This window comes from Paenibacillus sp. JZ16, assembly GCF_015326965.1.
GTDB lineage: Bacteria > Bacillota > Bacilli > Paenibacillales > Paenibacillaceae > Paenibacillus_AQ.
The window spans coordinates 3,488,829-3,511,270 of sequence record NZ_CP017659.1 but is presented as its reverse complement, the minus strand read 5'-3'; the positions used below and the strand labels follow the sequence as shown (position 1 = coordinate 3,511,270).

The window sequence follows — 22,442 nt, the reverse complement described above, 5'->3', positions numbered from 1 at the left end:
GGCTGTGATATGATGGTCCCGTCTAAAGGATTAAGCGTTATGATAGCGCTTTTACAAATTACTAAAAAAACAGATTAAGGAGTGTTTTAACCAGATGAATATAGCAGGAATGATCGACCACACGCTCTTGAAGGCGGATGCAACCCAAGCCGAGATTGCGAAAATTACGGAAGAGGCCAAAAAGTACGGATTTGCTTCGGTTTGCGTGAACCCGACTTGGGTATCCTACTGTGCTGAGCAGCTGGCGGACACCAACGTCAAAGTATGCACGGTCATCGGTTTTCCTCTGGGAGCTACGACATCCGCAGTAAAAGCTTTTGAAGTGAAGGATGCTATCGCGAACGGGGCTACGGAGGTTGATATGGTCATCAACATCGGTGCGCTCAAAGATCGTAACGATGAGCTTGTGTTGAACGATATTCAGGCTGTAGTGGATGCAGCAAAGGGCAAAGCCCTGGTCAAGGTTATTATTGAGACAAGCCTTCTGACAGAAGAAGAGAAGGTACGTGCGTGCCAGCTGTCCGTGAAAGCGGGAGCCGATTTTGTGAAGACGTCAACAGGGTTCTCCACGGGCGGAGCCACACCGGAAGACGTAGCCTTGATGCGCAAAACCGTTGGCGAGAACACCGGCGTGAAGGCTTCCGGCGGCGTGCGCAGCAAGGAAGATATGGACCGCATGATCGAAGCAGGCGCAACGCGTATCGGAGCAAGCTCCGGTGTGAAAATTATGGAGGGCGGTCAATCCAGCTCTTCCTACTAAATGAAGTTGCAAATATCCGGTTTTCGATGATTCGGTAGACGTGTCATATCAAAAAAACACCTATGGGGGAACAACGACGATGAAATATATAATCGCCATACTAGGTTTGCTGGTCGTATTCGGTCTTGCGTTCCTTATCAGCAATGATAAGCGCCACATCCGTTACCGTCCGCTGGCTGTCATGATTGTGCTGCAGCTGATCCTTGGATTTTTTCTGCTGAACACGAATTTCGGCGAGTATCTTGTTAAAGGGATAGCGAATACGTTTGAAGCGCTGCTGAGCTATGCCGGAGCCGGGATCGAGTTTGTGTTTGGCGGCATTGCCAATGAAGGTGCGGGTCCGTTCTTCCTGAACGTTTTGCTGCCGATCGTGTTTATTTCCGCATTGATTGGTATACTTCAATATATTAAGGTACTGCCGTTTATCGTAAGATATATCGGTCTCGTCTTGAGTAAAGTCAACGGCATGGGCAAGCTGGAGTCTTACAATGCGGTAGCTTCCGCGATTCTGGGGCAATCCGAGGTGTTTATTTCGGTAAAAAAACAGATTGCCCTCATTCCGAAGCATCGGATGTATACATTGTGTGCTTCCGCCATGTCCACCGTATCGATGTCGATCGTCGGGGCATACATGACCATGATCGAGCCGCGGTATGTGGTGACCGCGCTTGTGCTTAACCTGTTTGGCGGATTTATCATCGCTTCCATCGTCAACCCTTACAAGGTAGAGAAGGAAGAGGATATCCTGGAGGTGCAGGAGGAAGAGAAGCAATCCTTCTTCGAGATGCTGGGTGAATACATCATGGACGGCTTCAAGGTAGCGATTACCGTTGCTGCGATGCTCCTCGGTTTCGTTGCGTTGATTGCGATGATCAACGGCATCTTTGATATGATTTTCGGGATTACCTTCCAAGAGCTGTTGGGATTCATTTTTGCCCCATTTGCTTTTGTCATGGGCGTACCTTGGAAAGAGGCAGTGGATGCAGGCAGCATCATGGCTACGAAGCTGGTATCGAACGAGTTCGTAGCGATGCTAGACCTGGCCAACTTCACGGATATGTCCGAACGCACTGTGGGAATCGTATCGGTATTCCTGGTGTCCTTTGCCAACTTCTCCTCAATCGGCATCATTGCCGGCGCGGTCAAAGGCCTGAACGAGAAGCAGGGGAACGTGGTTGCCCGTTTCGGCCTCAAGCTGCTGTACGGCGCAACGCTGGTGAGCGTGCTGTCGGCAACGATTGCGGGACTGTTCCTGTAAGCAAGGCATGGAAGGATAACAACAAGCGAGCCTTATGGATAGTTTTGATGTAAAAACTCATTATATGAGGGGGATCACTTGGATATGGAACGTTTTGATCGAATTCATTTAATTGTATTGGACTCTGTAGGTATCGGCGAAGCACCGGATGCGGCTGATTTTGACGATATCGGATCCGACACGCTGGGTCATATTGCCCGCGAATGCGGCGGGCTCAACATGCCGAATATGGCTGCGCTCGGTCTGTCCAACATTCGGGAAATCGAGGGAATCCCTGCTGCGGATCAACCTCGGGCTTACTATACGAAGATGCAGGAAGCTTCGAATGGCAAAGACACCATGACAGGCCACTGGGAGATCATGGGCTTGTATATTGATACGCCATTCCGCGTATTCCCGGACGGGTTTCCGGACGAGCTGATCCAGCGCATTGAAGAGAAGACCGGACGCAAGGTCATCGGCAACAAGCCGGCCAGCGGAACGGAGATTATCGAAGAGCTTGGCGAAGAGCATGTAAAAACGGGAGCGCTGATCATTTATACCTCTGCGGATTCCGTGCTTCAAATCGCTGCGCATGAGGATATCGTTCCACTGAAAGAGCTGTACGAAATCTGCGAGTTCTGCCGCGAAATCACGCTGGAGGATCCTTATATGCTTGGCCGGATCATCGCCCGTCCTTTCAGAGGCGAGGTGGGGAGCTTCAAGCGTACGGCGAATCGGCATGACTATGCCTTGAAGCCTTTCGGACGTACCACGATGAACGAGATGAAGGATGCTGGTCTTGACGTCATCGCCCTCGGAAAAATCTCCGACATTTATGATGGCGAAGGCATTACGAAGGCGGTCAGAACCGTATCGAATATGGACGGCATGGATAAAATGGTGCAAACCCTAGGTGAACCGTTCAAGGGTCTGAGCTTCCTGAACCTCGTGGATTTCGATGCCGTGTACGGACATCGGCGCGATCCGCAAGGATATGGCCAAGCGTTGGAGGATTACGATCATCGCCTCCCCGAGGTATTTGAGAAAATGACGGAGAATGATCTTCTGATCATCACGGCCGACCACGGGAATGATCCTACCTACAAGGGCACGGACCATACGCGTGAATACGTGCCGCTGCTCGTATATTCTCCTCGCTTTACGGAAGGCAAGGAGCTGCCGCTTCGCAAAACCTTTGCCGACATTGGCGCCACGGTTGCCGACAACTTCGGCGTGAAGCTGCCGGAGCACGGAACCAGCTTTTTGAATGATTTGAAATAATCGAATAAGTGGAGGAATGGGACATGAGTACACATATTGGAGCGAAACCGGGAGATATCGCCGAGTCGATTCTGCTGCCAGGCGACCCGCTGCGGGCTAAATTTATTGCCGAGACGTATTTGGAGGATGTGACCTGCTACAACGAAGTGCGGGGCATGCTCGGATTTACGGGAACCTACAAAGGAAAACGCATCTCCGTGCAAGGTTCGGGCATGGGCGTGCCTTCCATCGGGATTTATGTCAATGAACTCATTCGGGATTATGGCGTGAAAAACTTGTTCCGTGTCGGAACCTGCGGCGCGATGCAGGAGCATGTTCATGTACGCGACGTCATTCTGGCCCAGGCGGCGTGCTCGGATTCCGGCATGAACCGTCACCACTTTAACGGTTATGATTTCTCCCCGATCGCCAGCTTCCCGCTGCTGCTGGGCGCGTATGAGCGCGGCAAGGAGAAAGGCCTGAAGATGCATGTCGGCAACGTGTTCACGTCCGATGTGTTCTACCGCGAGGACAAATCCGTGGTGGAGAAGCTGATGCAGCATGGCGTGCTCGGCGTGGAAATGGAGACAACGGCGCTCTACACGATTGCCGCACGTTTCGGCGTAAACGCCCTGACGATCCTGACCGTAAGCGATCATTTGCTCACAGGGGAAGAGACTTCTTCCGAGGAGCGGCAAACGACGTTTAACGAGATGATGGAAGTGGCTCTTGATACGGCGATTTCGCTGTAAGGAAACTGCCCCGACGAAGAAAGCGGGTTTGTTTTGGAGAAGCGAAGCGGTCGCCTTTGCCCCACGGATTCCAACAATATTAACAATATAAGGAATCTGAGGGCAACAGCGATCGGATCCGCATTTGTAGTGATGCCCGTGGAAGGAATACAATCATCGCAAACAGTGAGGAGAATGTACGATGAGAATGGTTGATTTAATTGCGAAGAAACGCGACGGCAAGGAACTGACAACAGAAGAGATCAATTTCTTTATCGACGGATATACCAAGGGAGACATTCCCGACTATCAGGTGAGCGCCATGAACATGGCGATATATTTCCAGGACATGTCCGACCGGGAGCGGGCGGACTTGACGATGGCGATGGTAAACTCCGGCGAAACGATTGATCTGTCCGCAATTGAGGGGATCAAGGTCGATAAGCATTCCACCGGGGGCGTAGGCGACACGACGACGCTTCTACTGGCTCCGCTCGTAGCGGCTCTGGATATTCCGGTAGCGAAGATGTCCGGACGCGGCCTCGGTCATACCGGAGGAACGATCGACAAGCTGGAGTCCATCGAAGGATTCCATGTGGAGATCAGCAAAGACGAATTTGTGAACCTTGTGAATCAACATAAAATCGCCGTCATCGGCCAAACCGGAAACCTCACGCCGGCGGATAAAAAACTGTACGCACTCCGGGATGTGACGGCTACCGTCAACTCCATTCCGCTGATTGCCAGCTCCATCATGAGCAAGAAGATCGCCGCTGGCTCGGATGCGATTGTGTTGGACGTTAAAACCGGCGCAGGCGCGTTCATGAAAACGGTGGAGGATGCCAAGGAATTGGCACACGCCATGGTCAGCATCGGCAACAACGTAGGCCGCAAAACGATGGCAGTCATCTCCGATATGAGCCAGCCGCTTGGCGCCGCGATTGGCAACTCGCTGGAGGTGCAGGAAGCGATTGATGCACTTCGCGGCGAGGGACCGAAGGATCTGGAGGAGCTGTGCCTGGCTCTGGGCCGGCAGATGGTTTACCTTGCGCAGAAGGCAGATTCGCTTGAAGATGCCGAAGAGAAGCTCAGAGAGGTTATCCGGAACGGCAAGGCACTGGAGAAGTTCAAGGAATTCATTCAGAACCAAGGCGGAGACCCGTCCGTGGTGGATCATCCGGACCGTTTGCCGAAGGCGCAATATCTGATTGAGCTTCCTGCACGGCAGGACGGCGTTGTCGCCGAGCTGGTAGCGGATGAGATCGGTACCGCAGCGATGCTGCTTGGAGCCGGCCGCGCGACGAAGGAATCCGAGATTGATCTGGCTGTAGGCCTGATGCTGAACAAGAAGGTCGGCGATGCCGTGAAGAAGGGTGATTCCCTTGTAACCATTCATGCTAACCGCGAGAACGTGGATGACGTGAAGCAGAAGCTGTATGAAAGCATTCGGATTGCAGATCATGCGGATGCGCCTGTATTGATTTATGACATCGTGACGGAGTAAGGGAAGCCTAATCCGTAGCGAGTCATATTCGGAACAGCTCATTTTCCAAGCTATGCCGATACAACCTGCCCTCCCGTGTTTTATGAACGGGAGCAGGTTTTTTTGGCGGTCCCGTCATAAAACGGGTAGGGGCCCTCATAAGATGGTAGTGGGGAAAACGTAAGGCATTTAACGGGAGAGGGAGATGTGTAGCCCGGGCAAGAGCCATCCTGCTTGAAGGAGGCTTTTGGCCATGACCATCGATCAGTTGATTGCTTTGCTGGCACTTATCGTTATGATCATTGGACTTGCGGTGAAGAAGGAGTCTTAACCCGTGAGTCCGGGAGGGCTGCTGCTAAGTAGAAATTCTACTGATGCAGCAGTCTTTTTCTTTTGATAGGTTGATAGAGTTCGATATAAGTCATATACTTAGAATGCAATGTTCTCCATTATTCATCATTTATTGGGAGGAAACCATGCTCTATTTTGCAGCGTTTGTCATATCCATGGTGCTGGTATTGGTACTGATTCCGCCATTTCGTAAACTTGCGATCAAGCTTGATTTTGTGGACAAGCCAAGACCGGACAGCGAGCGGAAAATACACCGCGAGCCGATACCGCTGACAGCGGGGGTCGCCATATTTATCGGATTTTTCATCACTTATTTTGCGCTTACCGGCGCCATTTCAAGGGAAGCGGTAGGCATCTTTATCGGTAGTGCTCTTATTCTTGGCATCGGACTTGTGGATGATTGGTATAAGTCCCAAGGCAAGGAGCTGGCTTCGCTGCCGAAGCTCATTGTACAGGTCAGCGCAGCCGTTGTTGTATACAGCTATGGCATCGCGTTTGAAGGATTCAACAATCCGTTTACGGGTCAGTATATTAACCTGCCGGAATGGCTGCAGCTCATCTTAACGATTTTGTGGATTTTTGGTGTAACGACAGTTATTAATTTCTCGGATGGCATCGACGGCCTTGCTGGAGGGCTCTCCGCCATATCCGGAGGCACGCTGTTTGTTGTGGCGATTACGCTGGGCAGAGGCGAATCCGCGCTGCTGGCCGTCATTCTCGTAGGTGCTGCGCTGGGATATTTACGATATAATAAGCCGCCGGCTCGAGTGTTTATGGGGGATGCCGGTGCAACCTTCCTCGGGTTCATACTCGGGATCATTGCCCTGGATGGTGCGTTTAAAGGTGCAACTCTGGCGTCCTTATTCGTTCCGATCTTCGCACTGGGCGTACCGATCTTCGATAATATCATTGTGGTCATCCGCAGAATGCTTCAGTCCAAGCCGATCTATCAGGCCGATGCATCGCAGGCGCATTATCGTTTGCTGGCAACGGGGCTCAATCAGAAGCAGACATTGGTATTTCTGTGCTTGCTGAATCTCTGTTTCGGTCTGGCTGCCATCATACTTGCCATGAATGGCGCCGCCTGAGGCGTATAAGCCTGACATAAGCTTTTTCCGGTGCGTTATTGAAGTCTCGTCTCCAAATGGATGTTGGTGGCGGGGCTTTTTTTAGAGATAAGAAAGTATAAACTTCAGAGGCTTACCCTCCTTATCTCGCAAGAAAAACTTCCGCTAAATGTGGTCAGTCTCCTGAGAAAGTACGTCGATATTCGTTTTTCTTTAGATATCAGAAAGTATAAACTTCGAAGCATGGACCTTCCTGATATCGCAAGAAAAACTTCCGCTAAATGCGGTCTGTCTCCTGAGAAAGTACGTCGATATTCGTTTTTCTTTAGATATCAGAAAGTATAAACTTCGAAGCATGGACCTTCCTGATATCGCAAGAAAAACTTCCGCTAAATGCGGTCTGTCTCCTGAGAAAGTACGTCGATATTCGTTTTTCTTATTACAATGGTAGAAGGGTACGAACAGGAGGTTGCGCATGAATGATATAACAGGCAAAATCGTCATGATAACAGGGGCGAACTCCGGCATGGGTTTGGCTGCGACAGTGGAGCTGGCAAAAAGCGGAGCGCATGTGATCATGGCTTGTCGTAGTCAATCGAGGGGCGAAGCGGCTCTTCGGCAAGCGTTGCAGGAGAGCGGCAGCTCGAACATCGAGCTGATGACGCTGGATTTGGGGTCTTTTGATAGCATCAGAGCGTTTGCTTCCGACTTTAAGGCCAAATATGACAGACTCGATGTATTGGTGAACAACGCGGGTGTGGTCACCATCAAGCGGGAATTGACGCAGGACGGATATGAGGCCATGATGGGGGTCAATCATCTGGGGCATTTTTTGCTGACGAACGAACTGCTGGAGCCTCTTCAGCATGCCCGGCAGGGGAGGATCGTGAACGTATCCTCTGGCGCGCATAAAGTGGGCAGCATCCATTTTGATGACCCTAATCTCGATAAGGGATTTAATGTGGCCAAAGGGTACGCGCAGTCCAAATTGGCGAATATTCTATTCACGAAGGAGCTGGCGCGTCGGCTGCAGCCGACAAGGGTCACGGTCAATACGCTCCATCCTGGCGCCGTCAGCACCAGCATTGGCGTAAACAGGGATACAGGCTTTGGCAATGCGGTTCACAAGATGCTTCGCCCGTTCTTCTTAACGCCCCTTGAAGGAGCTCGGACAACGATATACTTGGCTTCAAGTCCTGAAGTGGAGCATGTGACGGGGGAATACTACGTCAAATGCAAACCGGCCAAAATCACCGAGAAGGCAAGGGATCCGAAGCTGGCCGCTCGTCTGTGGGAGTGGAGTGAACAACAGGTAGGATGGAAGTCGGACCAGGGTCGATGAATTTACGCGTTCCAAAAGGCCCGGCTCCACGAGTGAGGTTATAACTGAAATGATCCGATAAGGGCATGAACGGACAATGAGGAACGACGAGACCAACCGGCCTACAGGATGGTGACGACTACAAGTATAGTGGCGAACGAATAAACGGGATATCTCCAGATCAACATGATCTGAGGATATCCCGTTTCATTTTACGTTAGATGTTCATCATAGGCCGTAGAAGCGCACACGTTATGTTACTTCGTCGTTTTCATATCGATCGCGCTGCGCACAAATCCGCTGGTGCCGTCAAGCAGTTTGGACGCTTCCGAGGCACTGACATTAGCCAGCAGCATCACGATAGCGGTTTTGACGTGGGCGCCGGCTTCATGGTACGCCTTCTCCACAGCATCCTCTGATGCTCCGGTTGCCAGGGTAATGATTCGTTTGGCGCGGTGCACAAGCTTGTTATTGGACGGGTTGAGGTCGACCATCAGGTTTTTGTACACCTTGCCGATTCGAATCATGGCGGTCGTTGTCAGCATGTTCAGAATCAGCTTTTGCGAAGTACCGGCCTTCATGCGCGTGGAGCCCATAATTACTTCGGGTCCGACAACAGCTTCAATTACAAAATCCGCGTACTGATGCATCGGCGATTCGTAGTTATTACAGAGTCCGATGACAACGGCTCCACGCTCTTTGGCGCGTCTCATCGCCCCAAGAACGTAGGGTGTTCGGCCGCTTGCAGCGATGCCGATGACAACATCCTTTTCGTTGATACCGTTTTCATTGATATCCTGTTCACCTAACTCTTCGCTATCCTCGGCACCTTCGATAGCTTCCTTCACGGCTCTGAAACCACCTGCGATCAATCCCTGCACCATGGAAGGGTCTGTTCCGTAGGTAGGCGGACACTCGGAGGCGTCCAGAATCCCGATTCGACCGCTGGTTCCGGCACCTATATAGAACAATCTGCCGCCCTTCTGGAAAGCTTCCACGACGAGATCTGCAGCTCTGGCTATAAGAGGAATAAGCTCGCGGATCGCATCAGTGATCAGGCTATCCTCGCTATTGATGAGGATCATAATTTGTTCTGAGCTCAACTGATCAATGTTCTGCGTATTTTCATGAGGCTGTTCGGTTGTCAATTGACTTAGAATATTCGTCATGAGACAGGTCTCCTTTTTTGCCTTGGAATATGGACGGGCACTGATGTAAAGCTACAGCAAGTCAGAGACGCCGTCTGTAAATAGCTTGCAGGCTAACAGAGCCGCACCATGGGCGGGTGTACGTTCACGATTTCCTTCAGGGAACCGGAGGCGGGGATAACGCGATAGCAGAATGCCGGCGTACGTTTCCCGAAACAATGGCGAATGTTTGAAGATCGAGCCGATCCGTACGAGTTCACTCTCAGCGAATTCAGCTTGCTGCCTGATGAGAGCGCTTGTTGTATCGGCCAGTTCTGCTGCCTGCTGCCGGAGGATACGGTCTGCCGCTTCATCACCGGCTTCGGCTGCTTCTATGCAGCAGCGGGCGAAGGAAGCGATATCCTGTTTCGTTATAGCGGGCTGGTAAATGTAAGATTTGAGATCGGTAATATGCTGGAGAGGATAGGCTGCAACAATCAGGCTGCTCATGATGGTGGGTGGCAAAATGCCCTCATGGCTCTTAATGACGGTTTTCAGAGTTTGAAGTCCGATCTGATAACCGCTGCCTTCGTCTCCAAGAAGATGTCCCCAGCCACCGACGCGGTGAATGTCTCCCGATTTGGTTATAGCGTAGGTATTGGATCCGGTTCCCGAGATCGCAAGGATTCCATACTGTCGTTCCAGTACGGCCATTAATGAAATTTCGGCTTCCGAGCGCATGTAAATATGCATCGAGAGCTGCCGCTGCTGGAGATAGGAATGAAGGAAAGACTGAACTTGGCGTCGTTCATCTGCAGAGCTCACACCTGACATTCCAAGACATATTGATGTGAATAATAATGACTTATCAAAAAGAGGTGCCAGAAGCCCATCCAACACCGTTCGGAGTTCCTCCATCGCTTTATTAAAGGTTACAATATAAGGATTGGTGGAACCTCCGGTATACCGGGACAACACTTCTCCAGCGCTATTGATAACGGTTGCTTCAGTCTTGGTACCGCCACCATCAACACCGATAAAAATTTCCATATTGAACCACTTCGCTTTCTATATCCAGTATAGGAGAAAACCGAAGTGTTGTAAAATAAAATTTTAAATCATTAATTAAGTATTGAAATATAATTTCATACAATTTATAATGAACTCAATCCACTGATGTTGAAAGCGATACCAGTCATGCTTTCATTCAAGATGTGTAAAGTAATATTACATAGTAGTGACCGTCAGAGGATGATTTGTAAAGGGGGGCAAGAAATGAACGGCGGATTGGTTCGATTGCGTGAGGTGTATGATTCATTAAATCCGTCCGAGCGCAAAGTTGCAGCCTTCATTTTGCAGGAACCGGCAGAGATGATACAGATGTCGGTCGCGGATCTTGCAGTCCGAAGCGGTTCCAGTCAGGCTGCCATTGTGCGCCTGTGCAAAACGATGGGTTTCAAGGGCTATCAGGATCTGAAGCTGAAGGTAGCCGGAGACTTGCAGGAGCCATTAGCCACCGGGTATCAGGATATCCGGCCCAATGACAGCATTTCTGCAATTATACAGAACGTCTCGAACAACAACATTCAATCGATTCGGGATACGATGAAGATTATGGAGGAAGGGAAGGTGGAAGAGGCCGTTCTGGCCCTCGATCAGTCGAAGCGCATTTTCATGTTCGGGGTAGGGGCTTCAAATCTGATCGGGATGGATGCCCAACAGAAATTTTTGCGGATTAATAAGGTATGCATATCTTTTCCGGACCCTCATGTTCAACTCACCTCGGCGGTGCTGCTGACTCCAGATGATGCGGCCGTATGCATTTCCTACTCCGGTGAAACGGATGAAGTAATCCGCGCAGCAGCGATTGCGAAGGAGAAGGGATGCAAGACGATTGGCATTACCAAATACGGCGATTCTACCCTGAGCCGATCGGTGGACATTCCCTTGTACACTTCCTCCACGGAGAACGAGATTCGCAGTGGCGCGATGTCCTCTCGTATTACGCAGCTTAATCTTATCGATATTTTATATCTTGGCGTCGCCAGCCGGAATTACGAGAATTCAGTGAAATACCTGGATGAGAGCCGGCAAGCGATCAAGCGGTTGTAGTTCATAGCGAAAACCACAAATATATAAATGATAAGGGGAGTAGTACATGAAGAAAAAAGGTTGGCTTACATTGTTGGCTTCTTTAATGCTCGTGTTTACCGCAGCTTGCGGCGGTTCCGGCGGGGCGAAGACTCCGGAAGGCGGAACAGGAACCACTTCGGAAGGAAATGGTGAAGCCGCACCGAAGCAGGATACGGTTGTCGTCTGGACTTATCCGGTACATGGTAAATACGAAGATGAGTTGAAAGAGCATGTAGCGGATCTGAAAGAAAAATATCCGCATATTACGGTCCAAACCGAAGTGCTCTCCTGGGCTGAAGGTCCGAAGAAGTTCGACGTGGCCCTGAATGCCGGTAACCCGCCTGATCTTTACTTCCACGCGGTGGATGGCGCTTATGTAGATACAGGCCTGGCACTGGAACTGACCCCTTATATTACGGACGAGATCAAAAACGACTACCTGCCGGGAACGCTTGAGCTGGGTCAAATCCAGGGCAAGCAGTATGGGCTTCCGCTGTACCAATCCCTTTGGGCTTGGGGCGGCAACAAGAAGATCCTCGAAGAAGCGGGAATCGACTGGAAGGCCATTCAAGAGAACGGCTGGACCTGGACCGAGTTCAAGGCAGCTGCCGAGAAGTTGACCAAGAAGCTTCCTAATGGCAATACGCAATATGCGCTCGTAACGGACGGCACTTCGCTGGACTTCATGGAAATGCTGACGCGCAGCAACGGCATGCCGGACGTATTGAACGATAAAGGCGAGTTCCAATGGAACGACGAACGGATTCTGGATACGATGACCTTCGTGTCGGATCTGATGAAAGCCGGTCATCTGCCTGCCGAGACTGCCGCGATTACGCCGGCAAAACGGATGGACCTGTTCTACGCCGAGGAAGCCGCGATCGTGTCCAAGGCGATCCCTTACTATGACGTGATGCTGCAGAACCGTGCGAAGGATATCGACAGCGGTACGGTCCAAGGCGCGAAAATCGACTTCGTTCTGCTGCCGGTTCCGCATAATGACGGGGCTGAGCGGAAGACATCCATGTTTGGTGAAGGTTATGTAGCGTTCAAGCAGAAGAAGGATAAAGGCGAAGAGCATGCAAAGAACACATTCCTGATCATGGAAGGATTGAGCGGGGCGAAAGCCGGTAATTCCGCCAACGAATTGGTATTGCCTTTCGTACGTAAATCCCAGGCGGAGTTTTATGAAGGTAAAGGACTCGGTACGGAATCTACAATTAAGGCAGCGGAAATTTTCGCAAACTTCAAGGAAATTCCGGTGACTCTGAACCTTGATGCAGAAGCTTCAGGTAATCAGAAGAAGTTTAAGGAGCAAGTGGTGAAGCCGAATATCCAAGCGCTGTTCTCGGGTGAGAAGACGCCGGAGCAGATCGCACAAGACTTCAAGGACAAAGGCAAACAAATTTTAGGACAGTAATTGAAGTTATAAGGGGGTGTCCCGTTGTCCTTAGCAGGAACGATCGGGGCACTCCCTTTTTAAACCAATCACTAAAGGCTCTATAAGGGCTTCATGAAAATACTTCACCTGTGCGCAAAGGAGGAAATCAAATGCAGACTGCCCCGGCGCAAGCCCGGCCATCACGTCCCCCCATGAAGGGGTACCTACGCGAATATGGATGGGCGTATTTATTCATTCTGGCCCCAGTCTTGTTGTTCTTGATATTTACGCTTTACCCTGTCGCCTCGGCTTTTCTGATGAGCTTCCAGGAATACAGCGTAATGGGCTCCGAATGGATTGGAACGGACAACTACACACGGATGGTACAGGATGAAGTGTTCTGGAAATCCATGAAGAATACAGTCATATTCACGATCGGCACGGTTCCGGTCAACATTGTCATTACGTATGCGTTATCCTTTTTTATTTTTCAGATGAAGAACAAATGGCAAACGTTCTTCAAGGCTACAATGTACCTGCCGGCCGTTGCTTCCGGCGTCACCATTTCGGTCGTGTGGCTTGCGATTTACGACCCGACGCATGCCGGGCTGTTGAATCGTTTTATCGGTTTGTTCGGATTGGACCCGGTCATATGGCTCGGTAAATCGAACACCGCGCTCTTCTCACTCATTTTGATGAACTGGCTCGGTTCGCATGGTGCAGGTATTATTCTCTATCTGGCCGCCATGGGCGGGATTCCCAAATCGCTCTATGAAGCCGCGGACATCGACCATGCCAGCGGCTGGTCCAAATTCTGGCGCATTACGTGGCCGCTGATGAAACCAACCACATTATACCTGCTGGTGACGGGCGTCATAACATCCTTCCAGGTGTTTATCTCGGTGTACCTGATGACCCAGGGCGGACCGAATTTCGCGACGACAACGATCGCCTATCTGATTTACAGCACGGCGTTCAACTTCTACGAGTTTGGACTCGCGGCAGCGCAATCTTTTGTACTCGCTGCATTGATTATTGTCATTTCCATCATTCAGTTCAAATACTTCTCGTCCGACGTGGAGTACTAACGTTTATTTCTGAAGCTAAAAGGGGGTGCACCTATGAAATCAAGATCAAAAGTGATCATGCTGATTGTGGCTTCGGTCATCCTGGTGGTATGGAGCGTTCTGACGATCATTCCGATGTACTGGATGCTGATCGGTTCTGTGCAGGACACCAAGTCAGCGGCATCGTTTATCCCGAAAATGATACCGGAGGTATTCTCCGTAGCCCCGTACGAGCGTTTTTTTGGCAAAACCGACGTCATGAGGTGGCTCTTTAACTCCTTATTGATCTCATCCATCCTGACGGTGACCAATGTATTCCTGGCTTCGCTCGCAGGTTATGCTTTTGCGAAGCTGAAGTTTCCGGGGAACAAAGCGGTATTCTGGATTTTGCTCAGTACGATGATGATCCCGGCGCAGGTGACGCTGATTCCGCTCTATATTTTGATGATTGACGTGTTTGATCTCGGGAATACATATACGGCTATTCTTCTTCCCGGCATTGTAAGCGTGGGCAACATCTTCTTGATGAAGCAGTACATGTCATCACTGCCTACCTCTCTGATTCATGCAGCGCGTATCGACGCTTGCGGCGAATTCGGCATCTTCTGGAAGGTTATTCTTCCGATGGCAAAACCGGGTCTCGCCGTGCTGGCGATTTTCACGTTTGTTGCATCCTGGAATGATTTCTTCTGGCCCTTCCTCGTGACTAACTCGACGGAGATGAGGACGATTCAGGTCGGTCTTGCTTCCTTCGTCTATGCGGACACGACCGATTTCGGCGCACTTATGGCTGGAGCAACCGTCGCGGCACTGCCGATGATGATCCTGTTCTTCTCGCTTCAGCGCTATTTCCTGCAAGGCATCACCATTGGAGCCGTTAAAGGCTAGAAGGAGGCAAAGTTATGGCACGCGTAGAATTCCGTAATATACGAAAAGAATTTGTAGACGACAACAAAGGGACGTTTACCGCTGTAGCGGGGTCGGACTTTGTGATCCATGATAAAGAGTTCGTTGTTTTCGTCGGTCCTTCCGGCTGCGGCAAAACCACTTCCCTGCGCATGATTGCCGGGCTGGAGCGCCAAACGTCCGGGGATATCATCATCGGCGACAGAGTGGTAAACAATCTTCACCCGAAAGATCGTGATATCGCGATGGTGTTTCAGGACTATGCGCTGTATCCCCATATGACCATTCGCGAGAATCTCTCCTTCGGCTTAAAGAACCTGAAGAAGCCCAAGGCTTATATTGAGCAAAAGGTATCGCAGGCAGCCGCCATTCTCGGACTGGAGTCGATGATTGATCGAAAGCCGCGCGAGCTGTCCGGCGGACAGCGTCAGCGCGTTGCGGTAGGGCGGGCCATCGTGCGCGATCCGCAGGTGTTCCTGTTTGACGAGCCGCTGTCGAACCTGGATGCGAAGCTTCGCGTGCAGATGCGGGTGGAGCTGTCCGAGCTGCACAAGCGCCTGGAAGCCACCATTGTATACGTCACGCATGATCAGGTTGAAGCGATGACGCTCGGTGAGCGGATCGTCGTGATGAACAACGGAATTATCCAGCAGATTGCATCTCCTACCGAGCTGTATGCGAATCCGCAAAATATGTTCGTAGCCGGCTTTATTGGCTCCCCGCCGATGAACTTCATCGATGTGCAGAAGGAAGGGAACGTGCTCCGGATGGAAGGCGGCACATTTACCATCCCTGATTCGATGGCGGGTGCGCTGAGCAAATACGATAACGGGCACCTTATCCTGGGGATCCGCCCTGAGCATATTACGGGTGAGGATATGCCGGGCACAACCAATCTGGATTACAAGTACTCCACGAAGGTCCAGGTCGTCGAACATTTGGGTTCGGAGAATCTGGTGTACTTCCGCGTAGGGAACCGGACGGTTACGGCGAAGGTTCACCCGGAAACGACGGGTTATCCGGGCATGGACAAAACCTTCATTTTCAATTTCGATAAAGTGCATTTCTTCGATCCTGAGACGGAGCAGCGTATCGATTGGTAAACAACGACGAAGAGGAGAGGAAAGCTATGCGCAAGCTGAATGATGTGTTGAAGAAGACCGGGGTTGAGATTTACCGTGAGATTACGGCGGTGGCCTTATACAGCATGATTACCTCGCTGGTGCTCGTTACGGTGGTTATGTTCGTTCCGCTATGGACGGCGCTGGTGCTGCTGCCGGTTCTGTACATGCCGTTGTTTTACGGAGTTTGTTATGCGTATCACCGCAGAACGGAACGGGGCAAGTCGAGACTCAAGGATGTGTTTCAAGGTGCGCTTAAGGGATTTGGACCTGCGGTAGTCATGGGTTTCTTCTTCGTGGTGATGGTGCTCATCTTGTGGTCCACCTGGTGGTACTACGGGGGCAAAGAGGGAATCGGCTATCTTGCGATTGGCGTGTTCCAGACCTATTTTGTTATCATGGCGCTCATCTCCCAAATCTACACCTTTCAGCTTGTCATTCAGGAAGGGATGGGCGTCTTCAAGGCCATGGCCCACAGCGTGAAGCTGTTCCTGAAGTTTCCGGCATATACGCTGGGCGCTTGCTTTCAAGCCTTCTGCGTTGCGATTCCTCTGATGGTTACGGTCGTTGGCTTCGGATTTTTGTTTAACGGCATGTGGGCCATATACCAGCATAAGGTTACGTATAATGTACTGAATCCGGAAGAGGCCAAACCGGCGGAGGACGGTGTCGTAGCCTCGAAACCAGGAGGTGTAAGCATATGACAAGAGGTAACGTACGAAGCGGAATTGATGTGCTGCCGGACATCAAGCATGAGAAAATCACGGGTCGTCGCCTTGGCGTCATTACGAATCCGACGGGGCTCACGTCGGATTTTCGTTCATCTATCGAGGTGATTGCAGGTTTGCCCGAATCGGAATTGACGGCTTTATTCGCTTGCGAGCATGGGCTGCGCGGCCAGCTGCAGGCAGGCAAGCACGTCGATGATGAAGAGGACCCGGTATTCGGCGTGCCGGTGTACAGCCTGTATGGCTCACGGCGTAAACCGGACGCCGACATGCTGAAGGACGTGGATACGGTCATCTTCGATATACAAGACCTTGGGGTGCGTTTTTATACGTATATGACAACGCTGCTGTACGTCATGGAGGCCTGCGCCGAGCATGGAAAGAGCCTGCTTGTCCTGGATCGGCCGAATCCGCTGGGCGGCAAGCGAGTTGAAGGAGGTTTCCTTAAGCAGGGATATGAATCCATGGTGGGCGGATGGCAGATTCCGATTAGCACCGGGATGACCATCGGCGAATTCGCGTGCATGGCCAATGACATGCGGGGAACAGGCTGCGATCTGGATGTTATTGGGCTCGAAGGCTGGACGCGCGGTATGGAATATACCGACACGGGCCTGCCGTGGGTACTGCCGTCGCCGAACATCCCCACGATGGATACGGTACGGCTGTACAGCGGGACCTGCTTCTTCGAAGGGACCAATCTTTCGGAAGGCAGGGGGACGACCCGGCCGTTTGAATGGATCGGCGCTCCATGGGTCAATGGCGAAGAGCTGGCGAAGGCGTTCAACGCGTACGGACTGACAGGCGTTCATGCCCATTCCATGTACATGACGCCTACCTTCTCGAAGCATCAGGGCGAAGGCTGCGGCGGGGTGATGCTCTTTGTCACTCAACCGGCAGAAGTGGAGGCTGTGCGCACAGGGCTTGTGCTGCTGCACCTGGTCAGCCGGATGTACCCGGATCAGTTCCAGTGGCTTAGCCCACCGGAAGGACGTAATCGGTACTTTATTGATTTGCTGACGGGCAGCGAGGAAGTTCGACGGCATATCCACGAAGAAGCCGGACTTCAGCGCATGATTACCGAGTGGGGCAAGGATGCGGAGCAGTGGAGAACGATGCGGGCTCCTTATCTGCTGTACGGGGAGGCGTAAAACATGCTGTTCTCGCCATGGAAGGATGGAAGGCCTACCGTTGTGGTCGGCTTGATGTCGGGCACTTCGCTTGACGGCATCGATGCGGCCATCGTCCGCATACACGGCAGCGGTTTCGAAGCATCGGTTGAGCTGCTGCATTACTATAACAAGCCTTACGAACCGGAACTCCGTCAGCGGCTGCGCGATTTGTGCAGTGAGGAGAATTCCAACAGCGCTGCTGTTTGCAGTATGAATGCATACTTGGGGTATCAGTTTGGAGCGACAGTCCTGGAAGCGGTTGCCGATGCCGGCATGCGAATCGATGAGGTGGATTTGGTAAGCTCTCATGGACAGACGATTTGGCATCAGCCCATACCCGAACAAGGGGATCCTTATGCTGTCGCTTCCACTCTGCAGATCGGCGATATTTCCGTTATCGCCAAGCATACCGGCAAACTTACGGCAGGAGACTTCCGGCCGGCGGATATGGCGGTTGGGGGGCAAGGGGCCCCGTTTGCCCCTTACGGAGATTTGATCCTGTTCCGGCACCCGGAGCGGGGAAGACTGCTGCAGAACATCGGCGGGATCGGTAATTGCACGGCGCTGCCCGCAGGGGCGGATCCTTCGGATGTGCTGGCCTTTGATACCGGACCCGGCAATATGATCATGGATGCCGCAGCTCATATGCTGTCCGGAGGGCAGCTTTCGTATGACAACGGAGGACAATGGGCTGCCCGAGGCAACCCGGATCAGGAATTGTTAAGGGAGATGTTGGCGCATCCCTATTTTCATGCAGAACCGCCGAAATCAACGGGCAGGGAACGGTTCGGTCACAACTATGCGGTTTCGTTTCTGGAGCAAGCCGGGCTCAGGAACCTCTCGGAAGAGGATACGATGGCCACGGTCACGGCGTTTACCGCACATTCCATTGCGGATAGCTATGTGAAATACGTGTTTCCACGCCACACAATCGATGAAGTGATCGTAACCGGCGGAGGGGCCCATAACAAGACGCTGCTCTCGATGTTAGGGGAGCTGCTGCCGGAACAGAAGGTCCTGACCTCCAAGGCGCTGGGCTTCGATGACGATGCCAAGGAAGCCGTGATTTTTGCACTGCTGGGCAATGACTTCATGCTCGGTGTTCCTAACAATTTGCCGGCAGCTACCGGAGCGAACAGACCGACCGTTATGGGGAAGCTCGCACTGCCATAGCGGAGGAGGCATAAACATTTGTTCAAACCTGGGCAATCTCATGGTCATGATGATCGTGGGCATTGCCTTTTTTTATTTCGTCGTTCATATCTGAGTGTGTTTATTACGGGTTACGATCATTAATTGTGTATATTGATTCCGAAACCACTTTAAAATTGTATCAATACCGTGTAAGGCGACAAACCGGTTTACATCGTTTCCTATCAACGGTATGGTAGATCGACAGGGGGATTTTTCCCCTCATAGGGTTCATAAACGTACATATGAGCAACATGCAATCATGCGAGGAGGAGAGCGATACCATGAAAGAGAGCTTTGATCCGTCACTCATAGACCGATTGGAAAGTCCGGAAAGGAAGAAGGAGTTACCGGCATCTTCGCTGCTGGAGAAGCTCCAAGTGAGCGGCGAGGTGGATGTCCTTGACATCGGGGCAGGTACCGGTTATTTTTCCATACCGGCAGCCTCGTTAACGACAGGGACGGTTTACGCGCTGGATACCGAGCCAGCCATGCTGGACATGATGCGGGGGCGTGCACTGGAACAGGGACTTACGAATATTAAGGTGATGGAAGGGATGCTGGAAAACCTTCCTTTCGAGCATGAAGCTGTGGATCGAGTCATTGCCTCCCTGATCCTTCATATCACCGATCAGCTGGAGCAATCCATCCGCCAGATGGCAAGGGTGCTGCGGCCAGGAGGACGATGCTTGTGTCTGGAGTGGCAGGAGGACCCAGCCGAGAAGCGGGTTCCCCGTCCGAACCGGGTTGATCCATATGTGATGAAGGCTTTGTTGGAGCAAGCAGGGCTGCATGTGCAAGGCATCGAGTATCCTACGGAGCGTCATTATTTGATCATTGCCAGTAAATAGCCAATGACGATGGAGCCCTTTGCTGGATGCCCTCTCCCCTTTAGATCTTGCCGTCCAGCGCCGCCACTCACCGTGATCTGCGGAGGTAGATCGCAGATTGGGTGTATTTATGGTAGCCAGCTGGAACATTTTGGGGGAGGAGGCCGTCTAAGGGTTGAGGTGATTCATTGATGAGAAAATCCATGGCTATCATACTAAGCTGCTTGTTTCTGCTTATGAGCCTGTACACGGTCAAACCAGCCAACGTATTTGCTTGCTCCTGTGCGGGGCCGCCTACGGTTGTGGAGGGCTTGGAACGGAGTGCAGCGGTATTTGCAGGCAAAGTGACCAAGCTGGTTGGCCCGAAGGCGAAGCTGGTGATGTCATCCGCAGATCCGGTTCATGTTACGTTAGAGGTAACGGAAGTATGGAAGGGCGAATTAGCTGGAATGACGCAGCTTACAACGGCGGTGTCATCAGCCAGCTGCGGTTATGATCAGTTTGCCGTAGGAAGCGAATTCCTGGTGTTCGCGTCTGCCGAATCGGGTCAGCTGAGAACAGGGATGTGCGATGGCACGAAGCTCCTCTCCACCGCAGGCCAAGAGCTAACTGAGCTTGGAGATGGATATCCTCCAGAAGATACATCTGCTCAGAGTGAATCAGGGCCCGATCAACTCGCTGAGGGTGGCCCTCCAGGTGCAGGTCAGGGTGCAGGTCAATCTTCATTCTTACTGAAGCCCGTCTTGTGGATAGCGGCAGCAGTGCTGCTGGCAGCGGGGGGATGGCTCTATTTTTGGAGGAAGAATAAGAGAAATATATAGGGAATGTAAAAATTTCTGCGAGTCTATTGGCGCAGCTAAACAGCTATGCTGGAACTCTTGTAATTCAAGTGAGGGGGAGCAGCAGATGCAGCACAGTCGTCATTTCGTCGCACGAACATGTCTTTCGGCTATTTCTGATAAGATAGAACCTTTATCGCCGATAAACGGGGTAAAGGTTTTTTTTGTTTCCTTCTGCCTTTGGATTCGTATTAAAGGTAGAGCTTGCAATATTACATTTGCAGTTGATGTGGTTTTGGCTGCCGTTGCCCTACGCTGACGCTGCCGGAAACAAGTGGAAAGCTAAAGAAACGGCCCGTTTGATATAATGAACATAGGAAAAAAGAAAGGAATTGTGATATCGCGTGTAAAATTATCGTTTCTGCGCAACCTTACATTATATCTATGATTTGAGGAGAAACGATTGTCATTGGATAAATGAAGTTCGAAGTTAGATAAAATGCTGCGTGCCCTGATTCTGTTCATGGTCATTGAGAGTCATATGACTTTCTGGGTTACAGCCGAGTTGAAGCTGCCTCCGAGGATGCAACAAGCATACGCTTCCATTTCCGTGCCTGCCCGCGTGTAAAACCGAAAGGCAGACATTCCTAATGGAAATGATTGAGGTTCCTTTGGCTTAGGAGTAGAATAAGATGAGGTAGGGCGCTTTTCGCTTTTCTTTTTTTGGATACAGACCAGAAGAAAGCAGATACACCTTGTGATTGTGAATCAGCCTTATTGGCCGGGGAGTGGGGAGAGGCAGATGCCTGTCCTTCAGAATCTTCGGTCAGCTAAGGCTTTTTGATTTGAATAGGAGATAACAGCCATATGAGAAGGAGTGAGCAGGATTGATAATCCTTAAAACACCAGAACAAATCGCCAAGATGAATAGGGCCGGGGACATTCTCGCCGAATGCCACCGGCAGATTGCCAAGATGATTAAACCGGGCGTGACGACATTGGAGATTGATCAATTTGTCGAGCGGTTTCTGGCAGAGCGCGGCGCTACACCGGAGCAGAAGGGGTATCACGGATATCCATATGCCACTTGCGCGTCGGTTAATGATGTGATTTGCCATGGTTTTCCGAGCAAGGAGCCATTGAAGGACGGGGATATCGTTACCATTGATATGGTGGTGAAGTATGATGGCTGGCTCGCTGATTCCGCGTGGTCTTATCCGGTCGGAAACGTGTCCGAGGAAGCGCAGCATTTGCTGGACGTAACGAAGAAATCCCTGTATCTTGGCATTGAGCAAGCGGTGATCGGCAATCGAATCGGAGACATCTCCCATGCGATTCAAACCTATGCGGAATCCCAAAATTTATCGGTCGTCCGCCACTTCGTAGGGCATGCCATCGGCGAAAATATGCATGAGGAGCCCCAAGTGCCGCATTACGGCCCGCCCCACCGCGGGACGCGTCTTAAAGAAGGCATGGTCATCACTATTGAGCCGATGCTGAATCTTGGCACGTATCAATGCAAGATCGATTCGGACGGATGGACCGCAAGAACGGTGGACGGCAAATGGTCCGCGCAGTATGAGCATACGCTTGCCATTACCAAGGATGGCCCGGTGATCTTGACAGAACAATAAGATGCGACATCTACGAATAGACGCCAAACCGAGTTTTTCTTTAGAGATCAGGAAGTAATTGCTCAAGTGCTGTCCCTCCTGATCTCGCAAGAAAAACTTCCGCTAAAGAAGGATTTGACATCTGCGAATAGACGCCAAACCGAGTTTTTCTTATAATAGA

General features: G+C 51.3%; 20 protein-coding genes. 18 read left to right on the top strand and 2 right to left on the bottom strand.

The window, feature by feature from the left end; translation table 11 throughout:
* Window positions 1-94: 94 nt before the first annotated feature.
* From deoC to BJP58_RS16035, 7 genes are all read left to right on the top strand, one after another.
* Window positions 95-760 carry a deoxyribose-phosphate aldolase gene (gene deoC, locus BJP58_RS16065; protein ID WP_194544654.1) on the top strand — a complete coding sequence of 222 codons (666 nt, stop codon included), beginning with the start codon at window positions 95-97 and terminating at the stop codon, window positions 758-760.
* Between the two features lie 79 nt (window positions 761-839).
* On the top strand, window positions 840-2,018 hold the full coding sequence (locus BJP58_RS16060; RefSeq protein WP_194544954.1) for a NupC/NupG family nucleoside CNT transporter: 1,179 nt from the start codon (window positions 840-842) through the stop codon (window positions 2,016-2,018).
* 84 nt (window positions 2,019-2,102) lie between these two features.
* Window positions 2,103-3,281 carry a phosphopentomutase gene (gene deoB, locus BJP58_RS16055; RefSeq protein WP_194544653.1) on the top strand — a complete coding sequence of 393 codons (1,179 nt, stop codon included), beginning with the start codon at window positions 2,103-2,105 and terminating at the stop codon, window positions 3,279-3,281.
* Window positions 3,282-3,304: 23 nt separating this feature from the next.
* Window positions 3,305-4,012 (top strand): purine-nucleoside phosphorylase, encoded by a 708-nt coding sequence (gene deoD / locus BJP58_RS16050; protein WP_194544652.1) that lies wholly within the window; start codon window positions 3,305-3,307, stop codon window positions 4,010-4,012.
* 181 nt (window positions 4,013-4,193) lie between these two features.
* Window positions 4,194-5,495, top strand: coding sequence for a pyrimidine-nucleoside phosphorylase (locus tag BJP58_RS16045; RefSeq protein WP_194544651.1), 1,302 nt, complete (start codon window positions 4,194-4,196; stop codon window positions 5,493-5,495).
* 455 nt (window positions 5,496-5,950) lie between these two features.
* Window positions 5,951-6,913, top strand: a complete 963-nt coding sequence (locus tag BJP58_RS16040; RefSeq protein WP_071219702.1) for an MraY family glycosyltransferase — start codon at window positions 5,951-5,953, stop codon at window positions 6,911-6,913.
* Between the two features lie 454 nt (window positions 6,914-7,367).
* Window positions 7,368-8,234 (top strand): SDR family oxidoreductase, encoded by an 867-nt coding sequence (locus BJP58_RS16035; protein WP_194544650.1) that lies wholly within the window; start codon window positions 7,368-7,370, stop codon window positions 8,232-8,234.
* A gap of 236 nt (window positions 8,235-8,470) precedes the next feature.
* Here the strand turns inward: BJP58_RS16035 and murQ are convergent, their stop codons facing one another.
* Both murQ and BJP58_RS16025 read right to left on the bottom strand, forming a co-directional pair.
* Window positions 8,471-9,382 (bottom strand): N-acetylmuramic acid 6-phosphate etherase, encoded by a 912-nt coding sequence (gene murQ / locus BJP58_RS16030; RefSeq protein ID WP_194544649.1) that lies wholly within the window; start codon window positions 9,380-9,382, stop codon window positions 8,471-8,473.
* A gap of 51 nt (window positions 9,383-9,433) precedes the next feature.
* On the bottom strand, window positions 9,434-10,390 hold the full coding sequence (locus BJP58_RS16025; protein ID WP_194544648.1) for a BadF/BadG/BcrA/BcrD ATPase family protein: 957 nt from the start codon (window positions 10,388-10,390) through the stop codon (window positions 9,434-9,436).
* Window positions 10,391-10,615: 225 nt separating this feature from the next.
* Here BJP58_RS16025 and BJP58_RS16020 point away from each other — a divergent pair, with 225 nt between their 5' ends.
* The 11 genes from BJP58_RS16020 (at window position 10,616) to map (ending at window position 22,282) form a co-directional block, all read left to right on the top strand.
* The gene (locus BJP58_RS16020; protein ID WP_036643553.1) at window positions 10,616-11,452 is read left to right on the top strand and encodes a MurR/RpiR family transcriptional regulator; all 837 of its coding nucleotides are present in this window, start codon (window positions 10,616-10,618) and stop codon (window positions 11,450-11,452) included.
* A gap of 46 nt (window positions 11,453-11,498) precedes the next feature.
* Window positions 11,499-12,893: an ABC transporter substrate-binding protein gene (locus BJP58_RS16015; RefSeq protein WP_100541423.1), complete on the top strand. Its 1,395-nt coding sequence runs from the start codon at window positions 11,499-11,501 to the stop codon at window positions 12,891-12,893.
* 131 nt (window positions 12,894-13,024) lie between these two features.
* On the top strand, window positions 13,025-13,942 hold the full coding sequence (locus BJP58_RS16010; RefSeq protein WP_071219698.1) for a carbohydrate ABC transporter permease: 918 nt from the start codon (window positions 13,025-13,027) through the stop codon (window positions 13,940-13,942).
* A 33-nt stretch (window positions 13,943-13,975) separates the two neighbouring features.
* On the top strand, window positions 13,976-14,809 hold the full coding sequence (locus BJP58_RS16005) for a carbohydrate ABC transporter permease (protein WP_009590118.1): 834 nt from the start codon (window positions 13,976-13,978) through the stop codon (window positions 14,807-14,809).
* 14 nt (window positions 14,810-14,823) lie between these two features.
* Window positions 14,824-15,930 carry an ABC transporter ATP-binding protein gene (locus tag BJP58_RS16000; protein ID WP_194544647.1) on the top strand — a complete coding sequence of 369 codons (1,107 nt, stop codon included), beginning with the start codon at window positions 14,824-14,826 and terminating at the stop codon, window positions 15,928-15,930.
* Window positions 15,931-15,956: 26 nt separating this feature from the next.
* The gene (locus BJP58_RS15995; protein ID WP_194544646.1) at window positions 15,957-16,652 is read left to right on the top strand and encodes a YesL family protein; all 696 of its coding nucleotides are present in this window, start codon (window positions 15,957-15,959) and stop codon (window positions 16,650-16,652) included.
* On the top strand, window positions 16,649-17,827 hold the full coding sequence (locus tag BJP58_RS15990) for an exo-beta-N-acetylmuramidase NamZ family protein (RefSeq protein ID WP_194544645.1): 1,179 nt from the start codon (window positions 16,649-16,651) through the stop codon (window positions 17,825-17,827). The genes BJP58_RS15995 and BJP58_RS15990 overlap by 4 nt, the downstream gene beginning before the upstream one ends.
* A gap of 3 nt (window positions 17,828-17,830) precedes the next feature.
* Window positions 17,831-19,021, top strand: coding sequence for an anhydro-N-acetylmuramic acid kinase (locus BJP58_RS15985; RefSeq protein WP_194544644.1), 1,191 nt, complete (start codon window positions 17,831-17,833; stop codon window positions 19,019-19,021).
* 302 nt (window positions 19,022-19,323) lie between these two features.
* On the top strand, window positions 19,324-19,890 hold the full coding sequence (locus tag BJP58_RS15980; protein WP_194544643.1) for a class I SAM-dependent methyltransferase: 567 nt from the start codon (window positions 19,324-19,326) through the stop codon (window positions 19,888-19,890).
* A 170-nt stretch (window positions 19,891-20,060) separates the two neighbouring features.
* Entirely contained in the window at window positions 20,061-20,690 is a 630-nt protein-coding gene (locus BJP58_RS15975; RefSeq protein ID WP_233355091.1) for a hypothetical protein, read from the top strand.
* Between the two features lie 845 nt (window positions 20,691-21,535).
* On the top strand, window positions 21,536-22,282 hold the full coding sequence (gene map / locus BJP58_RS15970) for a type I methionyl aminopeptidase (RefSeq protein WP_194544641.1): 747 nt from the start codon (window positions 21,536-21,538) through the stop codon (window positions 22,280-22,282).
* Window positions 22,283-22,442 lie beyond the last annotated feature (160 nt).

Coding starts and splice junctions, on each gene's coding strand:
- deoD (WP_194544652.1), top strand. CDS start 3,305: ATGAGTACACATATTGGAGCGAAACCGGGAGATATCGCCGAGTCGATT.
- BJP58_RS15985 (WP_194544644.1), top strand. CDS start 17,831: ATGCTGTTCTCGCCATGGAAGGATGGAAGGCCTACCGTTGTGGTCGGC.
- BJP58_RS15990 (WP_194544645.1), top strand. CDS start 16,649: ATGACAAGAGGTAACGTACGAAGCGGAATTGATGTGCTGCCGGACATC.
- BJP58_RS15980 (WP_194544643.1), top strand. CDS start 19,324: ATGAAAGAGAGCTTTGATCCGTCACTCATAGACCGATTGGAAAGTCCG.
- BJP58_RS16025 (WP_194544648.1), bottom strand. CDS start 10,390: ATGGAAATTTTTATCGGTGTTGATGGTGGCGGTACCAAGACTGAAGCA.
- murQ (WP_194544649.1), bottom strand. CDS start 9,382: ATGACGAATATTCTAAGTCAATTGACAACCGAACAGCCTCATGAAAAT.
- BJP58_RS16000 (WP_194544647.1), top strand. CDS start 14,824: ATGGCACGCGTAGAATTCCGTAATATACGAAAAGAATTTGTAGACGAC.
- BJP58_RS16010 (WP_071219698.1), top strand. CDS start 13,025: ATGCAGACTGCCCCGGCGCAAGCCCGGCCATCACGTCCCCCCATGAAG.
- BJP58_RS15995 (WP_194544646.1), top strand. CDS start 15,957: ATGCGCAAGCTGAATGATGTGTTGAAGAAGACCGGGGTTGAGATTTAC.
- BJP58_RS16040 (WP_071219702.1), top strand. CDS start 5,951: ATGCTCTATTTTGCAGCGTTTGTCATATCCATGGTGCTGGTATTGGTA.
- BJP58_RS16060 (WP_194544954.1), top strand. CDS start 840: ATGAAATATATAATCGCCATACTAGGTTTGCTGGTCGTATTCGGTCTT.
- BJP58_RS16045 (WP_194544651.1), top strand. CDS start 4,194: ATGAGAATGGTTGATTTAATTGCGAAGAAACGCGACGGCAAGGAACTG.
- BJP58_RS16015 (WP_100541423.1), top strand. CDS start 11,499: ATGAAGAAAAAAGGTTGGCTTACATTGTTGGCTTCTTTAATGCTCGTG.
- BJP58_RS16020 (WP_036643553.1), top strand. CDS start 10,616: ATGAACGGCGGATTGGTTCGATTGCGTGAGGTGTATGATTCATTAAAT.
- deoB (WP_194544653.1), top strand. CDS start 2,103: ATGGAACGTTTTGATCGAATTCATTTAATTGTATTGGACTCTGTAGGT.
- BJP58_RS16005 (WP_009590118.1), top strand. CDS start 13,976: ATGAAATCAAGATCAAAAGTGATCATGCTGATTGTGGCTTCGGTCATC.
- BJP58_RS15975 (WP_233355091.1), top strand. CDS start 20,061: ATGAGAAAATCCATGGCTATCATACTAAGCTGCTTGTTTCTGCTTATG.
- BJP58_RS16035 (WP_194544650.1), top strand. CDS start 7,368: ATGAATGATATAACAGGCAAAATCGTCATGATAACAGGGGCGAACTCC.
- deoC (WP_194544654.1), top strand. CDS start 95: ATGAATATAGCAGGAATGATCGACCACACGCTCTTGAAGGCGGATGCA.